Origin of the sequence: Chryseobacterium barbadense, from assembly GCF_042849955.1 — a bacterium.
GTDB lineage: Bacteria > Bacteroidota > Bacteroidia > Flavobacteriales > Weeksellaceae > Chryseobacterium.
This window is the reverse complement of record NZ_BAAFHL010000046.1, coordinates 1-20076: the sequence shown is the minus strand read 5'-3', so window position 1 is coordinate 20076 and position 20076 is coordinate 1. Positions and strand designations below refer to the sequence as shown.

Sequence of the window (20076 nt, the reverse complement as noted above, 5' to 3'; positions counted from 1 at the left end):
GCTTAAGGTGGGAACGGATATTAATTATTCCCAGCTATTAAACCTGGGAGTTTCTCCATCAGTGGATTTAACGACCAGAAATGTCTTTAACGGAGCAGAGAACCTTTCCACCAGTCTTTCAGGAACTTTCGGATCCATCAGAAGTACCAAAAACATAGACAAAAGAGTTCTTGCTTATGAAATTTCGGCGCAGGCTGCTCTTAATTTTCCAAGGCTCTTGTTGCCGTTCGATTATTATAAATTATTGCCTAAACGATACAGCCCTACTTCATCCATCGTTTTAGGAGCATCTATTCAGAATAACATTGGTTTGGGAAGAGTAAACTTCAATACCGGACTAAACTATATGGCTACGGTAAATGATAAAGTTTCTCACAGACTTACCCTTTTCAATACGCAGCTGAGTTTAACCAAAAATAAGGATGCTTATTATGATTATTTCGTTAACGATGAACAGGTAAGAAGTGAAGTTTTCACTGATTATTTTGCCTTCAATCCGACAGCGGGACAGGAATTTTCCGCAGGACAGACTACTATTGATGAAGTTTCAACAAAGATTGTGGAGGATCAGGATTATAGAAATAGTCTAGATCAGCAGGGTATTGACCGTCTTACCGCATTTTTGGGAACATTGATCAATAAAGACAGACAAACACAGGATGTTATCATTTCTTCCATGATCTATAATTTTATCTACAATGAAATTGGGAAGAAAGATTATCCTAATGCCTTTTATTTTAATGGTAAAGTTGAATTAGCCGGAAATATTTTAAGCATATTCAATCAAAAAAGAGATGAAGGAGGTGTAGTAACCAGTCCGCAAAGAACAATTTTTGGAATCCCTTACGCACAATTTGTAAAATTTGATTTTGATGTACGAAAATACTTTAAATTCAACAGCAACCAGACGTTGGTGCTTCGTCAGTTCATTGGACTTGGAATTCCGTACGGAAACTCATCTAACATGCCGGTGATCAGGTCTTATTTTAATGGGGGCTCCAATGATATCAGAGCCTGGGTAGCATTTGGAGGCCTGGGTCCTGCCGATTCTCAGGTGGATGAAAGAGTACGTACCTATATGACGGATAACCTTAAGCTTACCACAAATATTGAATATAGAATTCCTTTCAATGAAATGTATGAAGGGGCATTATTTACCGACATTGGAAATACCTGGAGCCTTCGTAATTATAATGACGGATATGGAGATGAATTTAAGTTCAATAAATTCTTAAGACAGGTAGGTATTGGTAGCGGATTCGGACTAAGAGTGAATGTGGCGTATATTACTTTGAGATTGGATCTTGCCTATAAAATTTATGATCCAAACAAACCTGATGGTGAGAAATGGAGATTTAAGTACTTCCAGCCTTTTAAACCTACTTTAAATATTGCATTCGGATATCCTTTCTAATCCGGAGATATTCCCAATATGAAATAGACTACAGCGATCACTCTGGCAAGAATTTCTCTGGATTGATTTCTGTAGTAGCTTTCAGGTTTGCTCACATCCTGAGCATCAAATCCCAGCGCATTCATTTTGTTGTTTCGGGCAAAGAACAAAGCCCGGAGATTATGAAATCCCTGTGAAACAATAATCACATCATCTTTTTTATAAACGTCCTTGCAACGCAATATGCTTTTATATGTATTAAAACCTTTAGGATCTTCTACAATGATATCTTCCGGAACACCTTCCTGATAAATCAAATAGTTTTTCATCGCCGCAGGCTCATTATACCCTTTGCTTTTTTCACCGCTAACGATAATCTGTTTTATTTTTCCGTGATGATAAAGTAACGCCGTAGCATCCATTCTTTTCGTAAAATAAGGATTGGATAATCCTGATCTCATTTTAGGCGAAGTTCCTAATACGAGTGCAATTTCACGAGGCGGGATTTTGGAGATCTTGGTATAGGTTCTTCCGTTGGTGAGTGCAAAAACCCAGGCATTGGCGAGGCATATCAGTAGAATTCCGATCTCTATTGATACAAATAAAAGGTTAAATATGTTTTTTACGATTCTCAAATGAGATCAAAGTTAAGCTTTATTTTCTTAGTTTTTGCAATTGACATGCAGGCTAAAATATGTCCGTTCGCTTCCTCCTTTTCCGTTAAGTATTCATTTTCCAGCAGCTCCACCTCTCCTTCTTCAAGAATACATTCACAGCTGCCGCAAATTCCGGATTTGCAGGAATAAGGTACAGGAAAATTCTGAACCAGCAATTGTTGTAAGATCTTTTCTTTATTGTCAGGAAGCTTAGTATGATATTCTTTTCCCAGCATACTGAATTCCACTTCCACATTTTCAATCAAAGGAAACTCCTTTTCAATGGGATAAATATCATCATTATATTCTTCAAAAAGCTCAAAATGAATATTTTTTTTCGGAATTCCATGATGGTAGCAAGCATTCGCCAATGTTTTGATCATCTCTCCTTTTCCGCAGATCAGGACTTCATCTACCGCATCCCAGATAGTGGATTCTTCGTCCGTATCATCCAGATGGAGGATCTGATTGATGATTAAGTTCAACTTCTTTTCATCCAATCTACCATAAAAAAACTGGTCTGCCGTTTTCTCCTGGGAAAAAAAATAAAAAATCTGTAATCTTTCGCCGCATTTCCGGGCCAGATTATCCAGCAGATCTCTGTAAATTAAATCTTCAGAATTTTTGTTTCCGAAAAACAGGAACAGTCTGGTTCTTGGCTCATTATGAAGAATATTCTTGAAATGACTTAAAATCGGGGTAATTCCGATTCCAGCTGCAAATGCAACAATCGTCCTGAATTCACTTGGTTTTGAAACCAGCGTAAATCTTCCAGCCGGTTCACTTACTAAAATTGTATCTCTTTCATTATAATTTTCAAATAGCTGTGCTGTAGCGCCTTCAGACGAGTTTACCTTTATACCCAAACATATTTTTTTCTCATAAGGAGCTGATGTCATTGAATAATCATTAATCACCTCTTTACCATGAGCCTGAAATTTTACACTCACATACTGCCCTGCTTCAAACCTGAAATTCTCCTGCAAATTCTCAGGAATTTCAAACTCCAGAGAAAAAGTATTTTTGGTCAGTTCTGCCTTTTTCGCTATTTTTAACCAATGAAACTGCGTCAGTTTCCCCTTATAGATTTGTTGTTCCATACTTCAATTCAAAAATAGATAAAAAATAATTATGAAGAAGATAATTTTATCCACGCTGGTTCTGATTAGCCTTGCCGGTTGTAAAAAAGAAGGCCAGAAAACTGATGATACGATCACAGCTTCAGATTCAGCGACGGTAGCAGAAAACCCTGAACCGGGAAAAGCGGCTTATTTCAACCCTGAAAGCACTCCTGAAAAGGTGGGCCAGATTTTAGCCCGAAATAATGATACCGTATATGTGACCAATTTCTTTGCCACCTGGTGCGGACCATGCATGAGAGAAATTCCGCATTTCAAAAACAAAATGCAGGAGTTAAAAGATAAACCGGTAAAGTTCACCTTCATAAGCCTGGACGATAAATCTGAATGGAACGGCGCCGTTAAACAATTCGCAGAAGAAAATAATCTGGCCTCTAATATTGTTTTATTGGATGGACAAAAGCTGGACCCTAATTTCTTCAAAAGCAATTTTAAACAATGGGACGGTGGTTCAATTCCCTTCACTCATATCAGAAAAGGAGATAAAACTGATGAAACATTAGGAATGATGTCTGAAGACATGCTGAACTCAAAGATCGATACTTTTTTAAAATAATCTACAGAATTCATTCTGAATAATGTCAAAACCATTTAAAATCCTGTGTTTGATATTTCTGATCGCGATCATTATAGCTGCGATTATTAATCTGAACACAGGATTTTTAAGTTTACATCTCAATGATTTCTTTCAGGATTCCGGAAACAGCCAGATTGCTGAGATCCGTATCAACAGAGTTTTGGCTATGCTGTTAGCGGGAATTTCCATTCCTACTTCCGGTTTTCTGATGCAGGAATATTTCCAGAATCCTTTAGCGGGACCTGATATTTTAGGAATTACTTCCGTAGCCAGTTTATCCGTTGCCTTTTTTATCTTTTTTTCATCTGATATTCTGCTGCCCGAGTTTCTGCAAAACAGCTTTCTCAGTGTATCTGCAATTGGCGGAAGCTTATTACTGATGCTGGTTTTATTATCAATGTCCAATAAGTTTCAGGATAAATCCTATCTTATTATTTTTGGATTTCTTGTCTCTGCATTTGCAGGAGCCATTGTTTCGCTATTGCAATTATATGCTGAAAACCAAAGCCTGAAGAATTACATTTTATGGTCTTTCGGAGCCAATAATATGGTAACCAGAAATCAGATCATAGTTTTGTCCGTTTTGGTTCTGATAGGATTGTTCATTTGTTTTAAAACCATAAAACCTTTAATCGGGAATTCATTGGGAAATTCATACGCCCAAAGCTTAGGGGTTAATTTACAGCATCTGAAAATTTTAATTATTACCGCTTCTTCCCTGCTTTCTGCTTCCATCACAGCATTTTTGGGACCTATCTTATTTATAGGAATCATTGTCCCGCATTTTTGCAGACTGATTTATAATCCCGCCAAGTTATGGCAGCAATGGATTCTGAATATGTTCTTGGGAATACTGATCATGTTGTTATTTTCAATCATTGCAGAAAAAACCATGATCCCATTGAATGTAATAAGCTCTATATTTGGAATTCCGGTGATATTGTTTATGCTTTTAAAACAGAATAAAGTATAAATGTGAATGAGTGAATATTGACTCCCTAAATTAAAATCTGCGTTATCTGCTCAATCTGTGAGAAATAAAATATTTATGCATCTACAAATCAAGCAAGCCAACATCGGTTATACAACCAACTTAATTTCAAATGCCAATGCAGAATTGAAATTAGGTGACGTATGCTTGTTGATCGGTAATAACGGCGTGGGAAAAACCACTCTTATCAAGTCTATTCTACATCAGATTCCTTTATTGAATGGGGAAATACTGATTAATTATAAAAATGTAAAAAACCTTTCCGTTAAAGAAATTGCCGAAAACATTGCAGTTGTTTTTTCCAAGTCAGTTGTTCCTCAAAATTATACTGTTGAAGACCTTATTTCTTTAGGAAAATATATTTATTATCCTTATTACTTCGAATTAAAAAAGAAAGACAGAGAAGAAGTTTCAGACATTATTGAACAGCTTGATTTAAGCCAGTATAAACATACCCTTCTCAGAAATCTTTCAGACGGGAATCTCCAAAAAGCTTTTATCGGAAGAGCTTTAACCCAGAATTCGCCTGTTATTATTCTTGATGAACCTACAACTCACCTTGATGAAAAAAATAAGATCATCATCCTCAAAACACTCCGGAAATTAGCGAAAGAACAAAATAAGCTCATCCTCTTTTCTTCCCATGATTGGCGCTTGGCAAAAGAATTTGCAGATAAAATATGGTATGTAAAAGATAACCGGCTGTACTCGGGAATTGTGGAAGACCTTCTTCTTCATCATGAAGAATTAACTAATGCCTCACTATTCAAGGTTAATGAAAACTTTGTTCCGCCCAAAATTTCAGCTCCTGCTTTTCATAAGGAAATGTTGTATTCATTACTTCAGAAAAACTTTCAAAAAGACCTCTCTTCACTCAATTTCGAATTTGAAAACGGCTTTTGGGTGATTTTTGGTAATGCGCAAAAGCACAAATGCGAATCCTTTGAAGAAATTATCAATTTCATTAAAAACATTCATTAATACTAAGTTTTCTTTGATTATATCACATACTATGCATGCATAATATTATGCTTGTCATATAATTTAATTCATTTATTATCAGATCATTAACAAAATTTAACGTAAAAAAATACTATGCATGCATAATATTTACTAAATTTGGGTAAAACCATTACAACAACAATGATGGATAATAAAGACAAAATAGAAAACGTAGACTTAATTTTAAAACAAACCTGGTTAGCGGTATCGAAAATGTATTCGGATATGGCTCATGAATATGACTCAACGGCGGTTCAGGCTCTTACACTTCTTAAAATAGATCCCAAAGAAGGAACAAGAAGCACCAATCTCGGACCAAAAATGGCTATTGAGCCCACTTCTTTAACCAGAATCATCAAACTTCTGGAAGATAACGGATATATCTATAAGGAAAAGACCACTACTGACAAACGTGAAGTGATCATCAAACTTACTGAAAAAGGATTGAACTCAAGAAATCTTTCTAAAGAAGTGGTAGTAAACTTCAACAAAAAAGTGATGGAAAGAATTCCTGTCGAGAAAATGGAAGTTTTCAAGGACGTTATGACAGAAATTATGAAAATCGCGAACGATCTCAACAACAGAAAATAAAGTAAAATGAAACCGAAAGGTTCCATCTGACCAATTAACAAATAAATATAATAATTTACAGATGAAAAGAAGAATCAAACATGTAACGGTTCTCGGTTCAGGAATTATGGGAAGTGGTATTGCAGCACACTTTGCCAACATTGGTGTGGAAGTGTCATTGCTGGATATTGTTCCTTTTGAATTGACTGAAGCTGAACAGAAAAAAGGTTTGACCAAAGAAGACAAAGCAGTGAGAAACAGGATCGCTGCCGAAAACTTTGAAAAACTGAAGAAAGCGAGCCCGGCTTTGCTTTATTCACCGAAATTTGCTGAGAGAATTAAAATCGGAAATTTTGATGACGATCTACAGAAAATAAAAGATACAGACTGGATTATTGAAGTTGTAGTAGAAAGGTTAGATATTAAAAAATCCGTTTATGAAAAAATAGAACAGTTCAGAAAACCGGGAACATTAATTTCTTCTAATACCTCCGGAATTCCTATCCATCTATTAACGGAAGGAAGAAGTGAGGACTTCAAAAAATATTTCGCAGGAACACATTTCTTTAATCCTGTAAGATACCTTCCTCTTTTAGAGATCATTCCTACCAATGATACAGATCCTGAGATCATCGATTTCTATATGAATTATGGGGCAAAGTTCCTGGGCAAAACTACAGTTTTAGCCAAAGACACTCCTGCTTTCATTGCCAACAGAATCGGAGTTTTCTCTATGATGGATCTTCTTCACAACGTTCAAAAATTAGGGTTAACGGTTTCTGATGTTGATAAACTAACAGGGCCCGTGATCGGACGTCCAAAATCTGCTACATTCAGAACAGCGGATGTTGTGGGTCTGGATACTTTGGTAATGGTTGCCAACGGAGTTCGTGACAGCGGTGTGGAAACCCCTGATTTTTATAACGTATTCTCATTACCTGCTTATATCCAGAAAATGGTGGATAACAAATGGCTAGGTTCCAAAACAGAACAGGGATTCTATAAAAAGGTAAAAAATGCAGAAGGAAAATCTGAAATTCATGGATTAAATCTTGATACTTTAGAGTATGAGCTTCAGGGTAAATCTTCCTTCCCTACATTAGAATTAACGAAAACTATTGATAAACCGATCGACAGGTTCAAAGTTTTGATCGGTGGCAAAGATAAAGCAGGTGAACTGTACAGAAAATCTCTGGGGTCACTATTCGCCTATGTTTCTCATAAAGTCCCTGAAATCTCTGATGACATCTACAAAATTGATGATGCCATGAGAGCCGGTTTTGGCTGGGAAAACGGACCGTTTGAAATTTGGGATGCCGTAGGTGTGGCAAAAGGTGTGGAACTGGCAAAAGATGCAGGATATGAAGTTTCCGACTGGGCTAAATCCTTAGCTGAAAAAGGAGAAACATTTTATAAAGTGAATGATGAAGGCCAAAGCATCTATTATAATAAGAACTCAGGAGATTATAACAATATTCCGGGTCAGGATGCATTCATCATCTTAGATAATATCAGAAAAAATAAAACACTTTGGAGCAATTCAGGTGCTGCTATTGAAGATTTAGGTGATGGAATCATCAACTTTGAAATCCGTTCTAAAATGAACTCTCTCGGAGGCGAAGTATTAGATGGATTAAACAGAGCTATCGATTTGGCTGAAAAAGAATATGATGGTTTAGTGGTAGGAAATCAAGCCGCTAATTTCTCTGTAGGAGCTAATTTGGCTATGATTTTAATGATGGCGATTGAGCAGGACTGGGATGATCTGAATATGGCCATTGCGTATTTCCAGAAATCCATGATGAGAGTTCGGTACTCCTCTATTCCTGTGGTGGTTGCTCCTCACGGAATGACACTTGGAGGAGGTTGTGAAATGACCATGCATGCAGACAGAGTGGTTGCAGCAGCAGAAACATATATTGGACTGGTAGAAACCGGAGTCGGAGTAATTCCTGGTGGTGGTGGTACTAAAGAATTGACTTTAAGAACTTCCAGAGAGTTCCACAACGATGACGTTAAAAACAACAGACTTCGTGATGCCTTCATGAATATTGCCATGGGTAAAGTTGCCACTTCAGCGTATGAAGCTTACGATATGGGAATTCTTGAAAAAGGAAAAGATATTGTAGTCGTAAATAAAAACAGACAGATCGCAGAAGCTAAAAAAATAGCTAAACTATTAGCAGAACAAGGCTATACGCAACCTATTCAGCAATCAGTGAAAGTATTAGGAAAAGATGCATTAGGAATGTTCTATGTAGGAACAGATCAGATGCTAACCGGAAACTATATCTCTGAACACGATAAGAAAATTGCAGACAAATTAGCCTATGTAATGGTTGGTGGAAATCTTTCCGAACCAACGGTAGTGACTGAACAATACTTACTGAATCTTGAAAGAGAAACATTCTTATCACTTTGTGGGGAAAGAAAAACTTTAGAGAGAATTCAGTACATGTTACAGAATGGAAAACCGTTGAGAAATTAATTTTTCTTGTAAAATGTAAAAAGTATTAAAGTATTAATGATGCATAATTTTAGAGATTTAGAAGTTTGGATAAAATCTATAAAACTTTGTAAAATATTTTACTTGGCTTCAAATAATTTTCCAAAAGATGAAATATTCGGATTGACCTCCCAGTCAAGAAGAAGTTTATATTCCATTCCTTCTAATATTGCTGAAGGCGCAGGCAGAGATACAGATGCTCAATTTTCACATTTTTTGAATATTGCATTAGGTTCTTCATTTGAATTTGAAACTCAAATATTAATTGCTAATGATTTGGGTTTCTTTAAAAATGATGATTTTAACATTATTTATTCTGAAATCAAGCACATACAAAATATGTTGGCAAAATTGAAACAGAAATTTAATACTCAGGCATTTTAAATCATAAATACATTTTACGTAAATACATTAATACAACTAAATGAAAACAGCATATATAGTAAAAGGATACAGAACAGCGGTAGGTAAAGCACCTAAAGGGTCCCTTCGCTTCACTCGTCCCGACGTTATGGCGGCAACAGTTATTGAAAAATTAATGGCTGAACTTCCGCAATTAGACAAAAACAGGATTGATGACCTTATCGTAGGAAATGCAATGCCTGAAGCAGAGCAAGGATTGAACGTTGCCCGTTTGATTTCTTTAATGGGTCTGAATACAGACAAAGTTCCGGGAGTTACCGTAAACAGATACTGTGCTTCTGGAAGTGAGGCAATTGCCATCGCTTCTGCCAAAATCCAGGCTGGAATGGCAGATTGCATCATCGCTGGAGGTACGGAATCGATGTCTTATATTCCCATGGGAGGTTACAAGCCGGTTCCGGAAACGGATATTGCAAAAACCAACCCTGATTATTATTGGGGAATGGGTTATACGGCTGAAGAAGTGGCCAAACAATATAAAATCACAAGAGAAGAACAGGATCAGTTTGCCTTTGAATCTCATATGAAGGCTTTAAAAGCTAATCAGGAAGGAAAATTTGCCAATCAAATCGTTCCGGTTCCGGTGGAATATAATTTCCTGGATGAAAACCAGAAAATGCAGACTAAGAAATTCGATTTCTCTGTAGATGAAGGTCCGAGAGCAGATACTTCTTTGGAAGGTTTGGCCAAATTAAAGCCTGTATTCGCTAACGGAGGAAGCGTAACCGCCGGAAACTCTTCCCAAATGAGTGACGGAGCTGCTTTCGTGATCGTGATGAGCGAAGAAATGGTAAAAGAGCTGGGATTGGAACCTGAAGCCAGGCTGGTTGCTTATGCGGCAGCAGGATTGGAACCTAGAATCATGGGAATGGGACCAATTTATGCCATTCCAAAAGCTTTAAAACAAGCAGGATTGGAATTAAAAGATATTGAACTGATTGAGTTGAACGAAGCATTCGCCTCGCAATCCGTTGCCATCAAGAAAGAATTAGGACTTAATCCTGAAATTCTGAATGTAAACGGAGGAGCTATTGCTCTGGGACACCCTCTTGGATGTACGGGAACAAAATTAACCGTTCAGCTTCTTGATGAAATGAGAAAACGCGGCAACAAGTACGGAATGGTTTCTATGTGTGTAGGAACAGGGCAAGGAGCTGCATCAATCTTTGAACTTCTTTAAAAATGTATTGATGTATTCAGGTACAATGTATTCATGATTTGAAAATACATTGTACGTAAATACTTTAATACAAATAATTAATCTCTAAAAAAATAAAACAGTATATGGCTACATTAAAAGGCGGAGAATTCCTGATTAAAGAAATTCCGGCAAATGATATCTTCTCTTTAGAAGAGCTTTCTGAAGAACAAAAAATGCTTCGTGATTCTGCAAAAGAATTTATAGACAGAGAAGTTGTTCCACAACACGATCGTTTTGAGAAAAAAGATTATGCATTAACTGAGCAAACAATGCGTCAGCTTGGTGAAATGGGACTATTGGGAATTACAGTTCCTGAAGAATATGGAGGTCTGGGAATGGGATTCGTGAGTACCATGCTGGCTTGTGATTATGTTTCGGGAGGAAACGGGTCATTAGCAACAGCTTACGGAGCACATACAGGAATCGGAACTCTTCCTACCCTTCTTTACGGAAGCGAAGAATTAAAAAAGAAATATCTTCCTGATTTAGCGACCGGAACAAAATTCGGGGCCTATTGTTTAACTGAACCGGATGCAGGTTCTGATGCCAATTCAGGGAAAACAAGAGCAAGACTTTCCGAAGATGGAAAACATTATATCATCAATGGGCAGAAAATGTGGATTTCCAATGCAGGTTTTGCAGATACTTTCACCTTATTTGCGAAAATTGATGATGATAAAAATATTACAGGTTTTGTAATCAACCGTTCAGAATTAGAAGATCCGAACAGCTTAACTTTTGGTGAGGAGGAGCATAAATTAGGAATCCGCTCTTCTTCTACCCGTCAGGTTTTCTTCAATGATATGAAAGTTCCTGTTGAAAATATGCTGGGTGAAAGAAATAATGGCTTCAAAATCGCTTTAAACGCGTTGAATGTAGGAAGAATTAAATTAGCGGCTGCCAATCTTGACGGACAGAGAAGAATTTTGAATCACTCTATTCAATATGCTAACGAAAGAAAGCAATTTGGAGTTTCCATTTCCACTTTTGGAGCTATCAGAAAGAAAATTGCGGAAATGTCAACCGGAGTTTTCGTAAGTGAGGCAGGTTCTTACCGATTGGCCAAAAATGTAGAAGATAAAATTGCAGAATTGGTTTCCGGCGGAATGGATCATCAGCAGGCTGAATTAAAAGGAGTGGAAGAATTTGCAGTGGAAGCTTCTATTCTAAAAGTTTTTGTATCTGATCTTACTCAGACTACAGCCGATGAAGGAATCCAGATCTATGGTGGAATGGGATTCTCAGAAGATACACCAATGGAATCTGCATGGAGAGATGCGAGAATCGGAAGAATTTATGAAGGAACCAACGAGATCAACCGACTTTTAGCGGTAGGAATGCTTATTAAGAGAGCAATGAAAGGAGAATTAGACCTATTATCTCCGGCCATGGCAATCAGCAAAGAATTAATGGGAATCCCTTCATTTGAAGTTCCGGACTACTCTGCTTTCATGAGTGAGGAAAAAGCGATTATCGCCAACCTTAAGAAAGTGTTCTTAATGGTTTCAGGAGCTGCACTTCAGAAATACATGATGGATATTGAAAAGCAACAGCACCTGTTATTGAATGCTTCCGAAATCCTGAACCAGATTTATATGGCAGAATCTGCGATTTTAAGAGCTGAAAAACATTTCGCTCCTGACTCTGTGGAAGCTGCAATGGCACAATTAAACCTTTACAAAGCTGTAGAGAAAATTATTGCTGCAGCAAAAGAAGGAATTATTTCTTTCGCGGAAGGTGATGAACAGAGAATGATGCTTTCCGGATTGAGAAGATTTACCAAGTACACCAATCATCCGAATGTAGTGGCATTAACTGAGAAAATTGCTGCCCATTACATTGAAAAAGGAACTTATTAGTCTTTAAGAATATATAATTTTGATTTTGAACGTCTCATTTTGAGGCGTTTTTTTTGTTTTTAATAAATTTTCTTTAATTTTATTAAAAAATAATAAATGATGAATACATTATGGATTTCTTTTTATCTGATTTCAACTTCTGTTTCTCCTCAAATAAACAAGACGGAATATCTTGCAAATGTTCACAATAAACCTAAAGAGTCTGTTTATAAAATGCTTGTTGCAAAACCAAAAAACGCTTCCATGTACTCTTGCCTGAAAACACCTAAACAAGATTATTCAAAGTACAGAATTCTGAATATAACCCCAGCTAAAAACAAAGAATAAAATATAAAACTAAACCTTTAAACATAAATATTATATCATGGGAAAATTTATTATCTCCAAAAGAACAAACGATGATTTTCAATTTAATCTTAAAGCCGGAAACGGACAAGTTATCCTGACTAGCCAGGGATATAGCTCAAAATCGGCATGCGAAAACGGAATAGCATCCGTGAAAACCAATTCTCAGGATGATTCAAAATTTGAACGGAAAACAGCTTCAGACGGCAGATATTATTTCAGCCTGAAAGCCACCAACGGACAAATTATCGGGAACAGTCAGATGTATGAATCCGAAAACGGGATGGAAAACGGAATAGATTCTGTAAAAAGCAATGCCCACCATGCATCAGTAGAAGATGAAACTCACTTATAAATATTGTAAAAATATTTGACACAAAAATGTCTCAAAATTTTGAGGCATTTTTTATTTTTGTAATCCATTGTGACGAGAATGACAAAAGAAGAACTACTCCATAAGGCAATAAAAATTGCAGACAAGGCCCACAAAGGTCAGACTGATAAATACCATGCTCCTTATATCGCACACGTTATGCGCGTGATGGAATATGGCAAAACCACAGATGAAAAAATTGTAGGAGTTCTCCACGATGTGGTGGAAGATCATCCTGAAGAATTCAGTCTTGAGTTTCTGAGATCAGAAGGTTTCCCTGAATATATCCTGTTTGCGGTCAGCTGCCTTACCAAATTTGATCCGGAAGAAGATTATGATGATTTTATAAGAAGAACAGAAAGATCTCCTTTAGCGGTTGCCGTAAAACTAAATGACCTACGTGATAATATGGACCTCAGAAGAGTTAACCGAGAGCTGACTCCTAAAGATATTAAGAGGTTTAACAAATACCTGAAAGCTTACCGCTATCTGATTGAGAAATATTAATCCGCTCCCGGGAAATCGTATGTTTTGGTTTCGTGCTTGGTACCATCAATATTGATGTTCAGGGCCAGGTAAACGAAATGAAGATTTCTGTTTCCTGTAGCTTCAAATTCTCTTTGCCAAAGATATCCAGTTGCGAGTCCGAAGTTATCATCAATCTGATAACCAATTCCTCCATATACCCTGTTTCTCGCAAAAGTAGGCTTCATAGGAGTTACCAAGAAAATTTCATCATATACATTGGCAAACAGGGTTCCCGGCTCTACTTTTTTAGCATTCAAAGGAACCGTGATATTTAAACGGTAACGATAACGCATTCTTTGAGAAGTTTTATCTTTTTGAGGTTCGTAAAACCAGCTTTTTTCAGCACGGAATCTGTTTTCAAATTTTACAATTCCTTTTTTAATATCAATCACATCCTGCAGCCAAACCCTGAATTCTTCTCTGCTTAAAGAATGATTTTTATAATTCACATATCTGCCAAGACCTACAAAAGGCTTATGATTTTTAGTTAGATTGTATCCTAATCCTCCTTTAATCTCATAATAATCAGGGTATGTAAAATCTTCATTTCCTCTCAGTTGCCCTTCTGCATATAAGAAAAACTTAGGATGGAACTTGTACGTTAACGTCAGAGCATTGAAGCTGGAAATATGTTCCTGTGCTTTAAAAAATGTAATGGTAAACAGTAAGCTTAATCCTAGTACAAGTCTCATGAAAAAAATTTTTGCAAAAATATAAGATTTAACAATTCAGTAATATTAAGTTTACTTAACATTAATATTGTAAGAGAACCCCACGTGGAACCATCTGTCAGGCATCTGAACCCCAAATGTTTCCGTGTATTTCGTCCTCGTAACATTATTAATTAGAACATATACTGAAAAGTTGTTATTCGTATAGCTTGTTTTCTGATCCAACAGATTATAGCTTCCCTGATTCACTCTTTCATTGTATCTGTAAACAAACTCATTCGTAAAATATTTAAGAAATCTGGTTTCCAGCTTAGCTACAAACTGATGTTTCAGGTTGTCCAGTACATACCTTGATACTACTCCATTAGATTCTTTAAAAGAAGTATCCAGATAGGTATATCCTGCCGAATATCTCATCCAGCTCAATAGTTGATGATTCACTTCCACTTCCATTCCTTTTGTATCGATTTCCCCTACATTCTGAGCATACCAAACCGGATCTTCCAAAGAGTTCTTTACCCAATCAATAGAATTATTGGAATTCCTCATAAATCCGCTGATTTTGGCTAAAAGCTTTGCATTTTGGAACTGATACCCAACTTCAGCCGAAACGGCATTCTCAGGAAGCAGATCTGCATTTCCCTGCTCCGTTTTGCTTGAATAATACAAGTCCGTAAAAGTAGGAACACGGTATACTTTTGAAACATTTCCATAGAACTTATTATGCTGGTCTATATTATAGCCTATATCCAATCCGGGATAGAAAAAGTTTCCCTCTTTGGAATAATTCGCCCATGAAACTCCGGGTGAAATATTAAGTTTATTGTTCAAGAGAGAAAAATGATGCTCAAAGAAAACCTGGGATACAAAGCGGTTTCTATCTCCGAGATTGTTGCTTACCAGAAATTCCTTTCTTAATTCCACACCCAAACCGGTGGTTCCCAATCCCCATAAGTAACTGGAATTCACTTCTCCGCCCACATTATTGCCAATGTGCATATTTCTGTAAATTTCAGGTTTTTCTCTGTTAAACAGATACATATCCTGACCCCTTCTCCAATATACATTAGAATTAAGCTTCAGTTTGCCAAAAGTTTGTTGATGAGCCAGACTCACGATAGAAGCCTGGATTTCTTCATATTGCTCCGTTGCTTTAGGAGACGCATAAAAACCATTGGCCCCGAATTTCTTTTCAGAAAAGCCTGCCTGTAATCTTATATTTCCGTTTTTAATATGGAGTCTGTTCTGATAAAACACATTCCTGATTTCGTAATCCGTATTATGCATATACCCTTGGGAGCTGTTGGAGTTAGCCTGAAGCGAGTTAGAAAACTTTTCGTTTCCTACCTGAACATTCAACCCGAAACCGTAGGTCTCATAATCTCCTCCTTCAGCACTTATTTTTACTCTTTTACCAGGATATGTTTTTGTGATAATATTGATCACTCCTGCGTATGCGTTTTGTCCAAACCTTCTTGCAGCCGGACCCTTAATCACTTCTATCCGCTCCACATCTTCAAGGTCCAACGGAAGGTTTAAAGAGTTATGGCCGGTTTGGGAATCATTCATTCTTATCCCATTTAAAAGAAGAAGCACCTGCTCAAACGAGCTTCCTCGGAAACCTATATCACTCTGTACTCCGTTTGCACCCCTTCGTCTGATATCCATTCCCGGAATTTGCTGAAGAATTTCATCGATACTTTTTGCGGGGGAATTCGCAATTTCCTCTTTAGTAATAACAGAAATATTCTGGTTAGCACTTTTATAGGGGGTGGAAATCAATTTTCCCTGGATTTCAATAGTTTCGATATCATCTGTTTTTTCCTGAGCGTTCACTAAAAGTAAAGACCCGATAAAAAACACACTTCCTATTCTTTTAAGCATAATTATATTAGTTTTATTCCCCTTGGATTTCGGAAAGTTTAGCAGACTCCAAAAGTAGCAGAGTTCGTCAAGACAGGCAAATGATTGTTGTCATAAAAAAAGATGCAGCTGTTTGGCTGCATCTTTTGTGGGAAACTGATTGGTATACTTATCTTTTTCTCATTAAATGTGTAACTAGATCTCTGAATAATTTTCTCATTTCTATATTACATATTTATGAATACAATTTTAAATAATTTTAAAACACAAAACAATACCTAAAATCAAAAAAAAATCCTAGCAAGGTATAAACTTCATTACAAATAAATAATATTCCATTTTTATTAGAATCAGAATTATGAAATTAATTAGATTTTATGATTTGATTGTATAATTTATTTTCATATTCTCTATCATTGGAACTGAAATTTACAGTGAAAATTCGTAATTTTGTTAGTCTTAATTTTACTATGGTTTCAACTACAGAAATAGATATAAAAAAACAGGTATTTGTTAAAAATGCACACCTTAACAACCTGAAACATATTGATGTACTCATCCCGAAAAATAAACTGATTGTCATTACAGGAGTTTCCGGAAGTGGAAAGTCATCTTTGGCTTTCGACACCATTTATGCGGAAGGACAGAGAAGATATGTGGAAAGCTTAAGCTCATACGCACGTCAGTTCTTAGGAAAGCTTGAAAAACCGAAAGTGGACGACATCAAAGGGCTCGCGCCTTCTATTGCCATTCAGCAGAAAGTGATTTCATCTAATCCACGTTCTACCGTAGGAACTTCCACGGAAATCTATGATTATATGAAGCTACTTTTCGCAAGGATCGGAAAAACCTATTCTCCGGTTTCGGGAGAAGAAGTAAAAAAAGATTCCGTATCGGATGTGGTGGATTTCATCAAAGCTTCTAAAAAAGATGATTCTTTCTTATTGACAGCTCCATTGGAATATGACATTGCTAACTTCAATGAAACCCTGAATATTTTAAAGCTTGCCGGATTTACCCGACTTGAAATCAATGGAAATATGGCAGGTATCGAGGACCTGGAAAGCTTTGGTTTCACTCCGGAAAAAGGAATGACCATTAATTTGGTGATAGACCGCTTTTCCTATGAAGAAGATGAAAGTTTTCTTCAAAGACTGGCAGACTCTATTCAGATGGCTTTTTATGAAGGAAGAGGATATTGTTCCCTTAAGAATACGGAAACGGGTAAAATCAAAGAATTCTCCAATAAATTTGAACTGGATGGTATAGAGTTCTTAGAACCCAATGTCCATTTTTTCAGTTTCAATAATCCTTATGGAGCCTGCCCTGCCTGTGAAGGATACGGAAAAGTAATCGGAATTGACGAAGACCTTGTCGTTCCCAATAAAACTTTATCCATCTATGAAGATGCGGTGGTTTCCTGGAAAGGGGAAAGCATGAGCGAATGGAAAAAAGCTTTTATTAAAAAAGCCGGTGATTTCCCTATTCATAAGCCTTATCATCAATTAACCAAGGAACAGAAAAACTTTTTATGGAAAGGTGACGGCAGCAGCAGTTTCCCATCCATTAATAATTTCTTCAAAATGCTTGAAGAAAACTTATATAAAATTCAATATCGTGTGATGTTGTCCCGTTACCGCGGCAAGACATTGTGTCCTACTTGTGAAGGGCTTCGTTTACGTGAAGAAACCAGTTGGGTGAAGGTGGACGGACACAATATCCAGTCTATGATCGAGCTTCCATTAGATGAGCTTGCTCCTTTAATTAAGAGCCTGAAACTCTCTGAACATGACCAGGAGGTAGCCAAAAGACTGCTTTACGAAATCACAACCCGACTCGAATTCTTATTAAAAGTAGGTTTAGGATATTTAACCCTGAACAGGACTTCTAACACTCTGTCCGGTGGAGAAAGCCAGAGAATTAATCTGGCAACAAGCTTGGGAAGCTCACTCGTAGGCTCCATTTATATTCTGGATGAGCCTTCCATTGGATTGCATTCCAGAGATACGGAGAATTTAATTGAAGTATTGAAAAGCCTTCGTGACCTGGGGAATACCGTTATCGTTGTAGAGCACGATGAAGATGTAATGAGGGCCGCAGATTATATCATTGATATAGGCCCGGAGGCGGGATATCTGGGTGGAGAACTTGTTTTTGCCGGTGATTATAAAGACCTGAAAAATGCGGATACGCTTACCTCAAAATACTTAACCGGAAGGCTGGAAATTGAAGTTCCTAAAAAGCGAAGAAAAGCTAAGGAATGGATTCATATCAAAGGGGCCCGACAGAATAACCTTAAAAACATTGATGTTGATGTACCACTGGAAAGCCTTGTGGTTATTTCCGGGGTTTCAGGAAGCGGTAAATCGACTTTAATGAAGGAAATCCTGACCAATGATATTCAGATCCAATTGGGAATGGGTGGAAAAAAAGGAGATTATGATTCCGTAGAATTTCCTAAAAAACTCATTAAAAATATTGAGCTGATCGATCAGAACCCGATCGGCAAATCTTCCCGTTCGAATCCCGTAACCTATTTAAAGGCTTATGACGATATCAGAGATCTGTTTGCCAAGCAGAAAACGGCTAAAATGATGGGATATAAGCCCAAACATTTCTCTTTCAATGTAGACGGCGGAAGATGTGATGAGTGTAAAGGTGAAGGAGTGATTAATGTTTCCATGCAGTTCATGGCAGATATTGAGCTGGAATGTGAAGTTTGCAAAGGAACCCGCTTCAAAAGTGAGATCCTGGAGGTGAAATACGATGAGAAGAATATTTCAGATATTCTTCACATGACGGTTGATGAATCCATTGAATTTTTCAGGGAAAATAAGGAAGATAAAATTGTCACCAAACTGACGCCTTTGCAGGAAGTAGGATTAGGATATTTACAATTAGGACAAAGCTCTTCTACTCTTTCTGGAGGAGAAGCTCAACGTGTAAAGCTGGCTTCTTTCCTGGTAAAAGGAGTTACTACCGATAAAACATTATTTATTTTTGATGAACCTTCAACAGGATTGCATTTCCATGATATTCAGAAGCTCTTGAAATCTTTACAGGCTTTGATTGATCTGGGACATTCCGTAATTGTTATTGAACATCAGCCGGATATTATCAAATGTGCAGATCATATCATTGATATTGGCCCGGAAGCAGGAAAACATGGTGGAGAAGTTGTATTTGCCGGAACACCGGAAAATCTTATCCTGAATAAAAAATCGCATACCGCTAAATATATTAAAGAAAAGCTGGAATAATATGCCGCTACTTTCCTCACAGTACTTACCTCCCGGACGGGTGTTCAGAAACGGTGATATTTCCACCTTGTATTCGGCATTATTAAGAAAAGTGAATGGTGTTAGTCAGATTCGGGAAAGGCTGGAATTACCTGACGGGGATTTTATGGATTTGGAATGGAGCTATGGTTCCAAGAAAGCGGATAGCTGTGTCATTATTCTCCACGGTTTGGAAGGAAATGCCCAACGCCCATATGTTTTAGGGGCAGCCAGGATTTTTAACGAAAACGGTATCGACTGTTGTGCCGTACACTACAGAAGCTGTTCCGGAGAGCCCAACCGTTTATTTTCTTCTTACCATTCCGGCAGAACCGAAGACGTAAAAACGGTATTAGAATATGTTCTTGAAAAAGGAGATTACAGGAATATCTGCATTAACGGATTCAGCTTGGGAGGTAATCTCGCTTTAAAATTTGTGGGAGAAAATGAGTTCTTGCCTAAAGAAGTGAAAGCCGTTATTGCCATCTCAACGCCTGTAGACCTTGAAGGATGCATGAGATCTTTGCAAACTCCCAGAAATATATTGTATTCCACTGATTTCCTTATAACGTTGAAAAATAAACTAAAGGAGAAAGAAAAAATGTTTCCGGATCAGCTTAGCCAAGACGATATCAGAAAAATAAAGTCATTAAAAGAATACGATGATTTCTATACTTCAAAAGCCAATGGTTTCAAAGATG

General features: G+C 37.1%; 18 protein-coding genes. 14 read left to right on the top strand and 4 right to left on the bottom strand.

Features of this window, described 5'->3' with window-relative positions; all coding sequences use genetic code 11:
• The coding region (gene tamL, locus ACGHIN_RS13695; RefSeq protein ID WP_390454542.1) for a translocation and assembly module lipoprotein TamL at positions 1-1414 on the top strand (1414 nt) is incomplete at its 5' end.
• On the opposite strand, the gene ACGHIN_RS13690 is transcribed toward tamL, so the two are convergent.
• Positions 1411-2028, bottom strand: coding sequence for a SanA/YdcF family protein (locus tag ACGHIN_RS13690; protein ID WP_390454539.1), 618 nt, complete (start codon positions 2026-2028; stop codon positions 1411-1413). The genes tamL and ACGHIN_RS13690 overlap by 4 nt on opposite strands.
• On the bottom strand, positions 2025-3149 hold the full coding sequence (locus tag ACGHIN_RS13685) for a flavin reductase family protein (protein WP_390454536.1): 1125 nt from the start codon (positions 3147-3149) through the stop codon (positions 2025-2027). Before ACGHIN_RS13685 ends, ACGHIN_RS13690 begins: the two co-directional genes overlap by 4 nt.
• Positions 3150-3180: 31 nt before the next feature.
• Between ACGHIN_RS13685 and ACGHIN_RS13680 the strand changes: the two genes are divergently transcribed.
• The 11 genes from ACGHIN_RS13680 to ACGHIN_RS13630 all read left to right on the top strand — a co-directional run bounded on the left by ACGHIN_RS13680 (position 3181) and on the right by ACGHIN_RS13630 (position 13542).
• Positions 3181-3744, top strand: coding sequence for a redoxin family protein (locus ACGHIN_RS13680; RefSeq protein WP_390454533.1), 564 nt, complete (start codon positions 3181-3183; stop codon positions 3742-3744).
• A gap of 22 nt (positions 3745-3766) precedes the next feature.
• Entirely contained in the window at positions 3767-4738 is a 972-nt protein-coding gene (locus ACGHIN_RS13675) for a FecCD family ABC transporter permease (protein WP_390454530.1), read from the top strand.
• Positions 4739-4813: 75 nt separating this feature from the next.
• Positions 4814-5737, top strand: a complete 924-nt coding sequence (locus ACGHIN_RS13670; RefSeq protein WP_390454528.1) for an ABC transporter ATP-binding protein — start codon at positions 4814-4816, stop codon at positions 5735-5737.
• Positions 5738-5899: 162 nt separating this feature from the next.
• Positions 5900-6349, top strand: coding sequence for a MarR family winged helix-turn-helix transcriptional regulator (locus tag ACGHIN_RS13665; protein ID WP_390454526.1), 450 nt, complete (start codon positions 5900-5902; stop codon positions 6347-6349).
• A 61-nt stretch (positions 6350-6410) separates the two neighbouring features.
• Complete coding sequence (locus ACGHIN_RS13660; protein ID WP_390454524.1) at positions 6411-8816, top strand: 3-hydroxyacyl-CoA dehydrogenase/enoyl-CoA hydratase family protein; 2406 nt, start codon at positions 6411-6413, stop codon at positions 8814-8816.
• A 36-nt stretch (positions 8817-8852) separates the two neighbouring features.
• On the top strand, positions 8853-9218 hold the full coding sequence (locus tag ACGHIN_RS13655) for a four helix bundle protein (RefSeq protein WP_390454522.1): 366 nt from the start codon (positions 8853-8855) through the stop codon (positions 9216-9218).
• A gap of 40 nt (positions 9219-9258) precedes the next feature.
• Positions 9259-10437 (top strand): thiolase family protein, encoded by a 1179-nt coding sequence (locus ACGHIN_RS13650; RefSeq protein WP_390454519.1) that lies wholly within the window; start codon positions 9259-9261, stop codon positions 10435-10437.
• 104 nt (positions 10438-10541) lie between these two features.
• A complete protein-coding gene (locus tag ACGHIN_RS13645; protein ID WP_390454516.1) occupies positions 10542-12317 on the top strand; it encodes an acyl-CoA dehydrogenase family protein in 1776 nt (591 codons plus the stop codon).
• A 96-nt stretch (positions 12318-12413) separates the two neighbouring features.
• A complete protein-coding gene (locus tag ACGHIN_RS13640; protein ID WP_390454514.1) occupies positions 12414-12644 on the top strand; it encodes a hypothetical protein in 231 nt (76 codons plus the stop codon).
• A gap of 37 nt (positions 12645-12681) precedes the next feature.
• Positions 12682-13017 (top strand): YegP family protein, encoded by a 336-nt coding sequence (locus ACGHIN_RS13635; RefSeq protein WP_390454512.1) that lies wholly within the window; start codon positions 12682-12684, stop codon positions 13015-13017.
• A 78-nt stretch (positions 13018-13095) separates the two neighbouring features.
• Positions 13096-13542, top strand: a complete 447-nt coding sequence (locus ACGHIN_RS13630; protein ID WP_390454509.1) for a phosphohydrolase — start codon at positions 13096-13098, stop codon at positions 13540-13542.
• Here the strand turns inward: ACGHIN_RS13630 and ACGHIN_RS13625 are convergent.
• Both ACGHIN_RS13625 and ACGHIN_RS13620 read right to left on the bottom strand, forming a co-directional pair.
• Positions 13539-14255 (bottom strand): DUF2490 domain-containing protein, encoded by a 717-nt coding sequence (locus ACGHIN_RS13625; protein WP_390454507.1) that lies wholly within the window; start codon positions 14253-14255, stop codon positions 13539-13541. The genes ACGHIN_RS13630 and ACGHIN_RS13625 overlap by 4 nt on opposite strands.
• Positions 14256-14306: 51 nt before the next feature.
• Complete coding sequence (locus ACGHIN_RS13620) at positions 14307-16118, bottom strand: TonB-dependent receptor plug domain-containing protein (RefSeq protein ID WP_390454506.1); 1812 nt, start codon at positions 16116-16118, stop codon at positions 14307-14309.
• Positions 16119-16567: 449 nt separating this feature from the next.
• On the opposite strand from ACGHIN_RS13620, the gene uvrA reads away from it, so the two are divergent.
• Positions 16568-19357 (top strand): excinuclease ABC subunit UvrA, encoded by a 2790-nt coding sequence (gene uvrA / locus ACGHIN_RS13615; protein ID WP_390454503.1) that lies wholly within the window; start codon positions 16568-16570, stop codon positions 19355-19357.
• A 1-nt stretch (position 19358) separates the two neighbouring features.
• Positions 19359-20076 (top strand): YheT family hydrolase (locus tag ACGHIN_RS13610; RefSeq protein ID WP_390454500.1); only part of this gene is annotated, 718 nt, incomplete at its 3' end.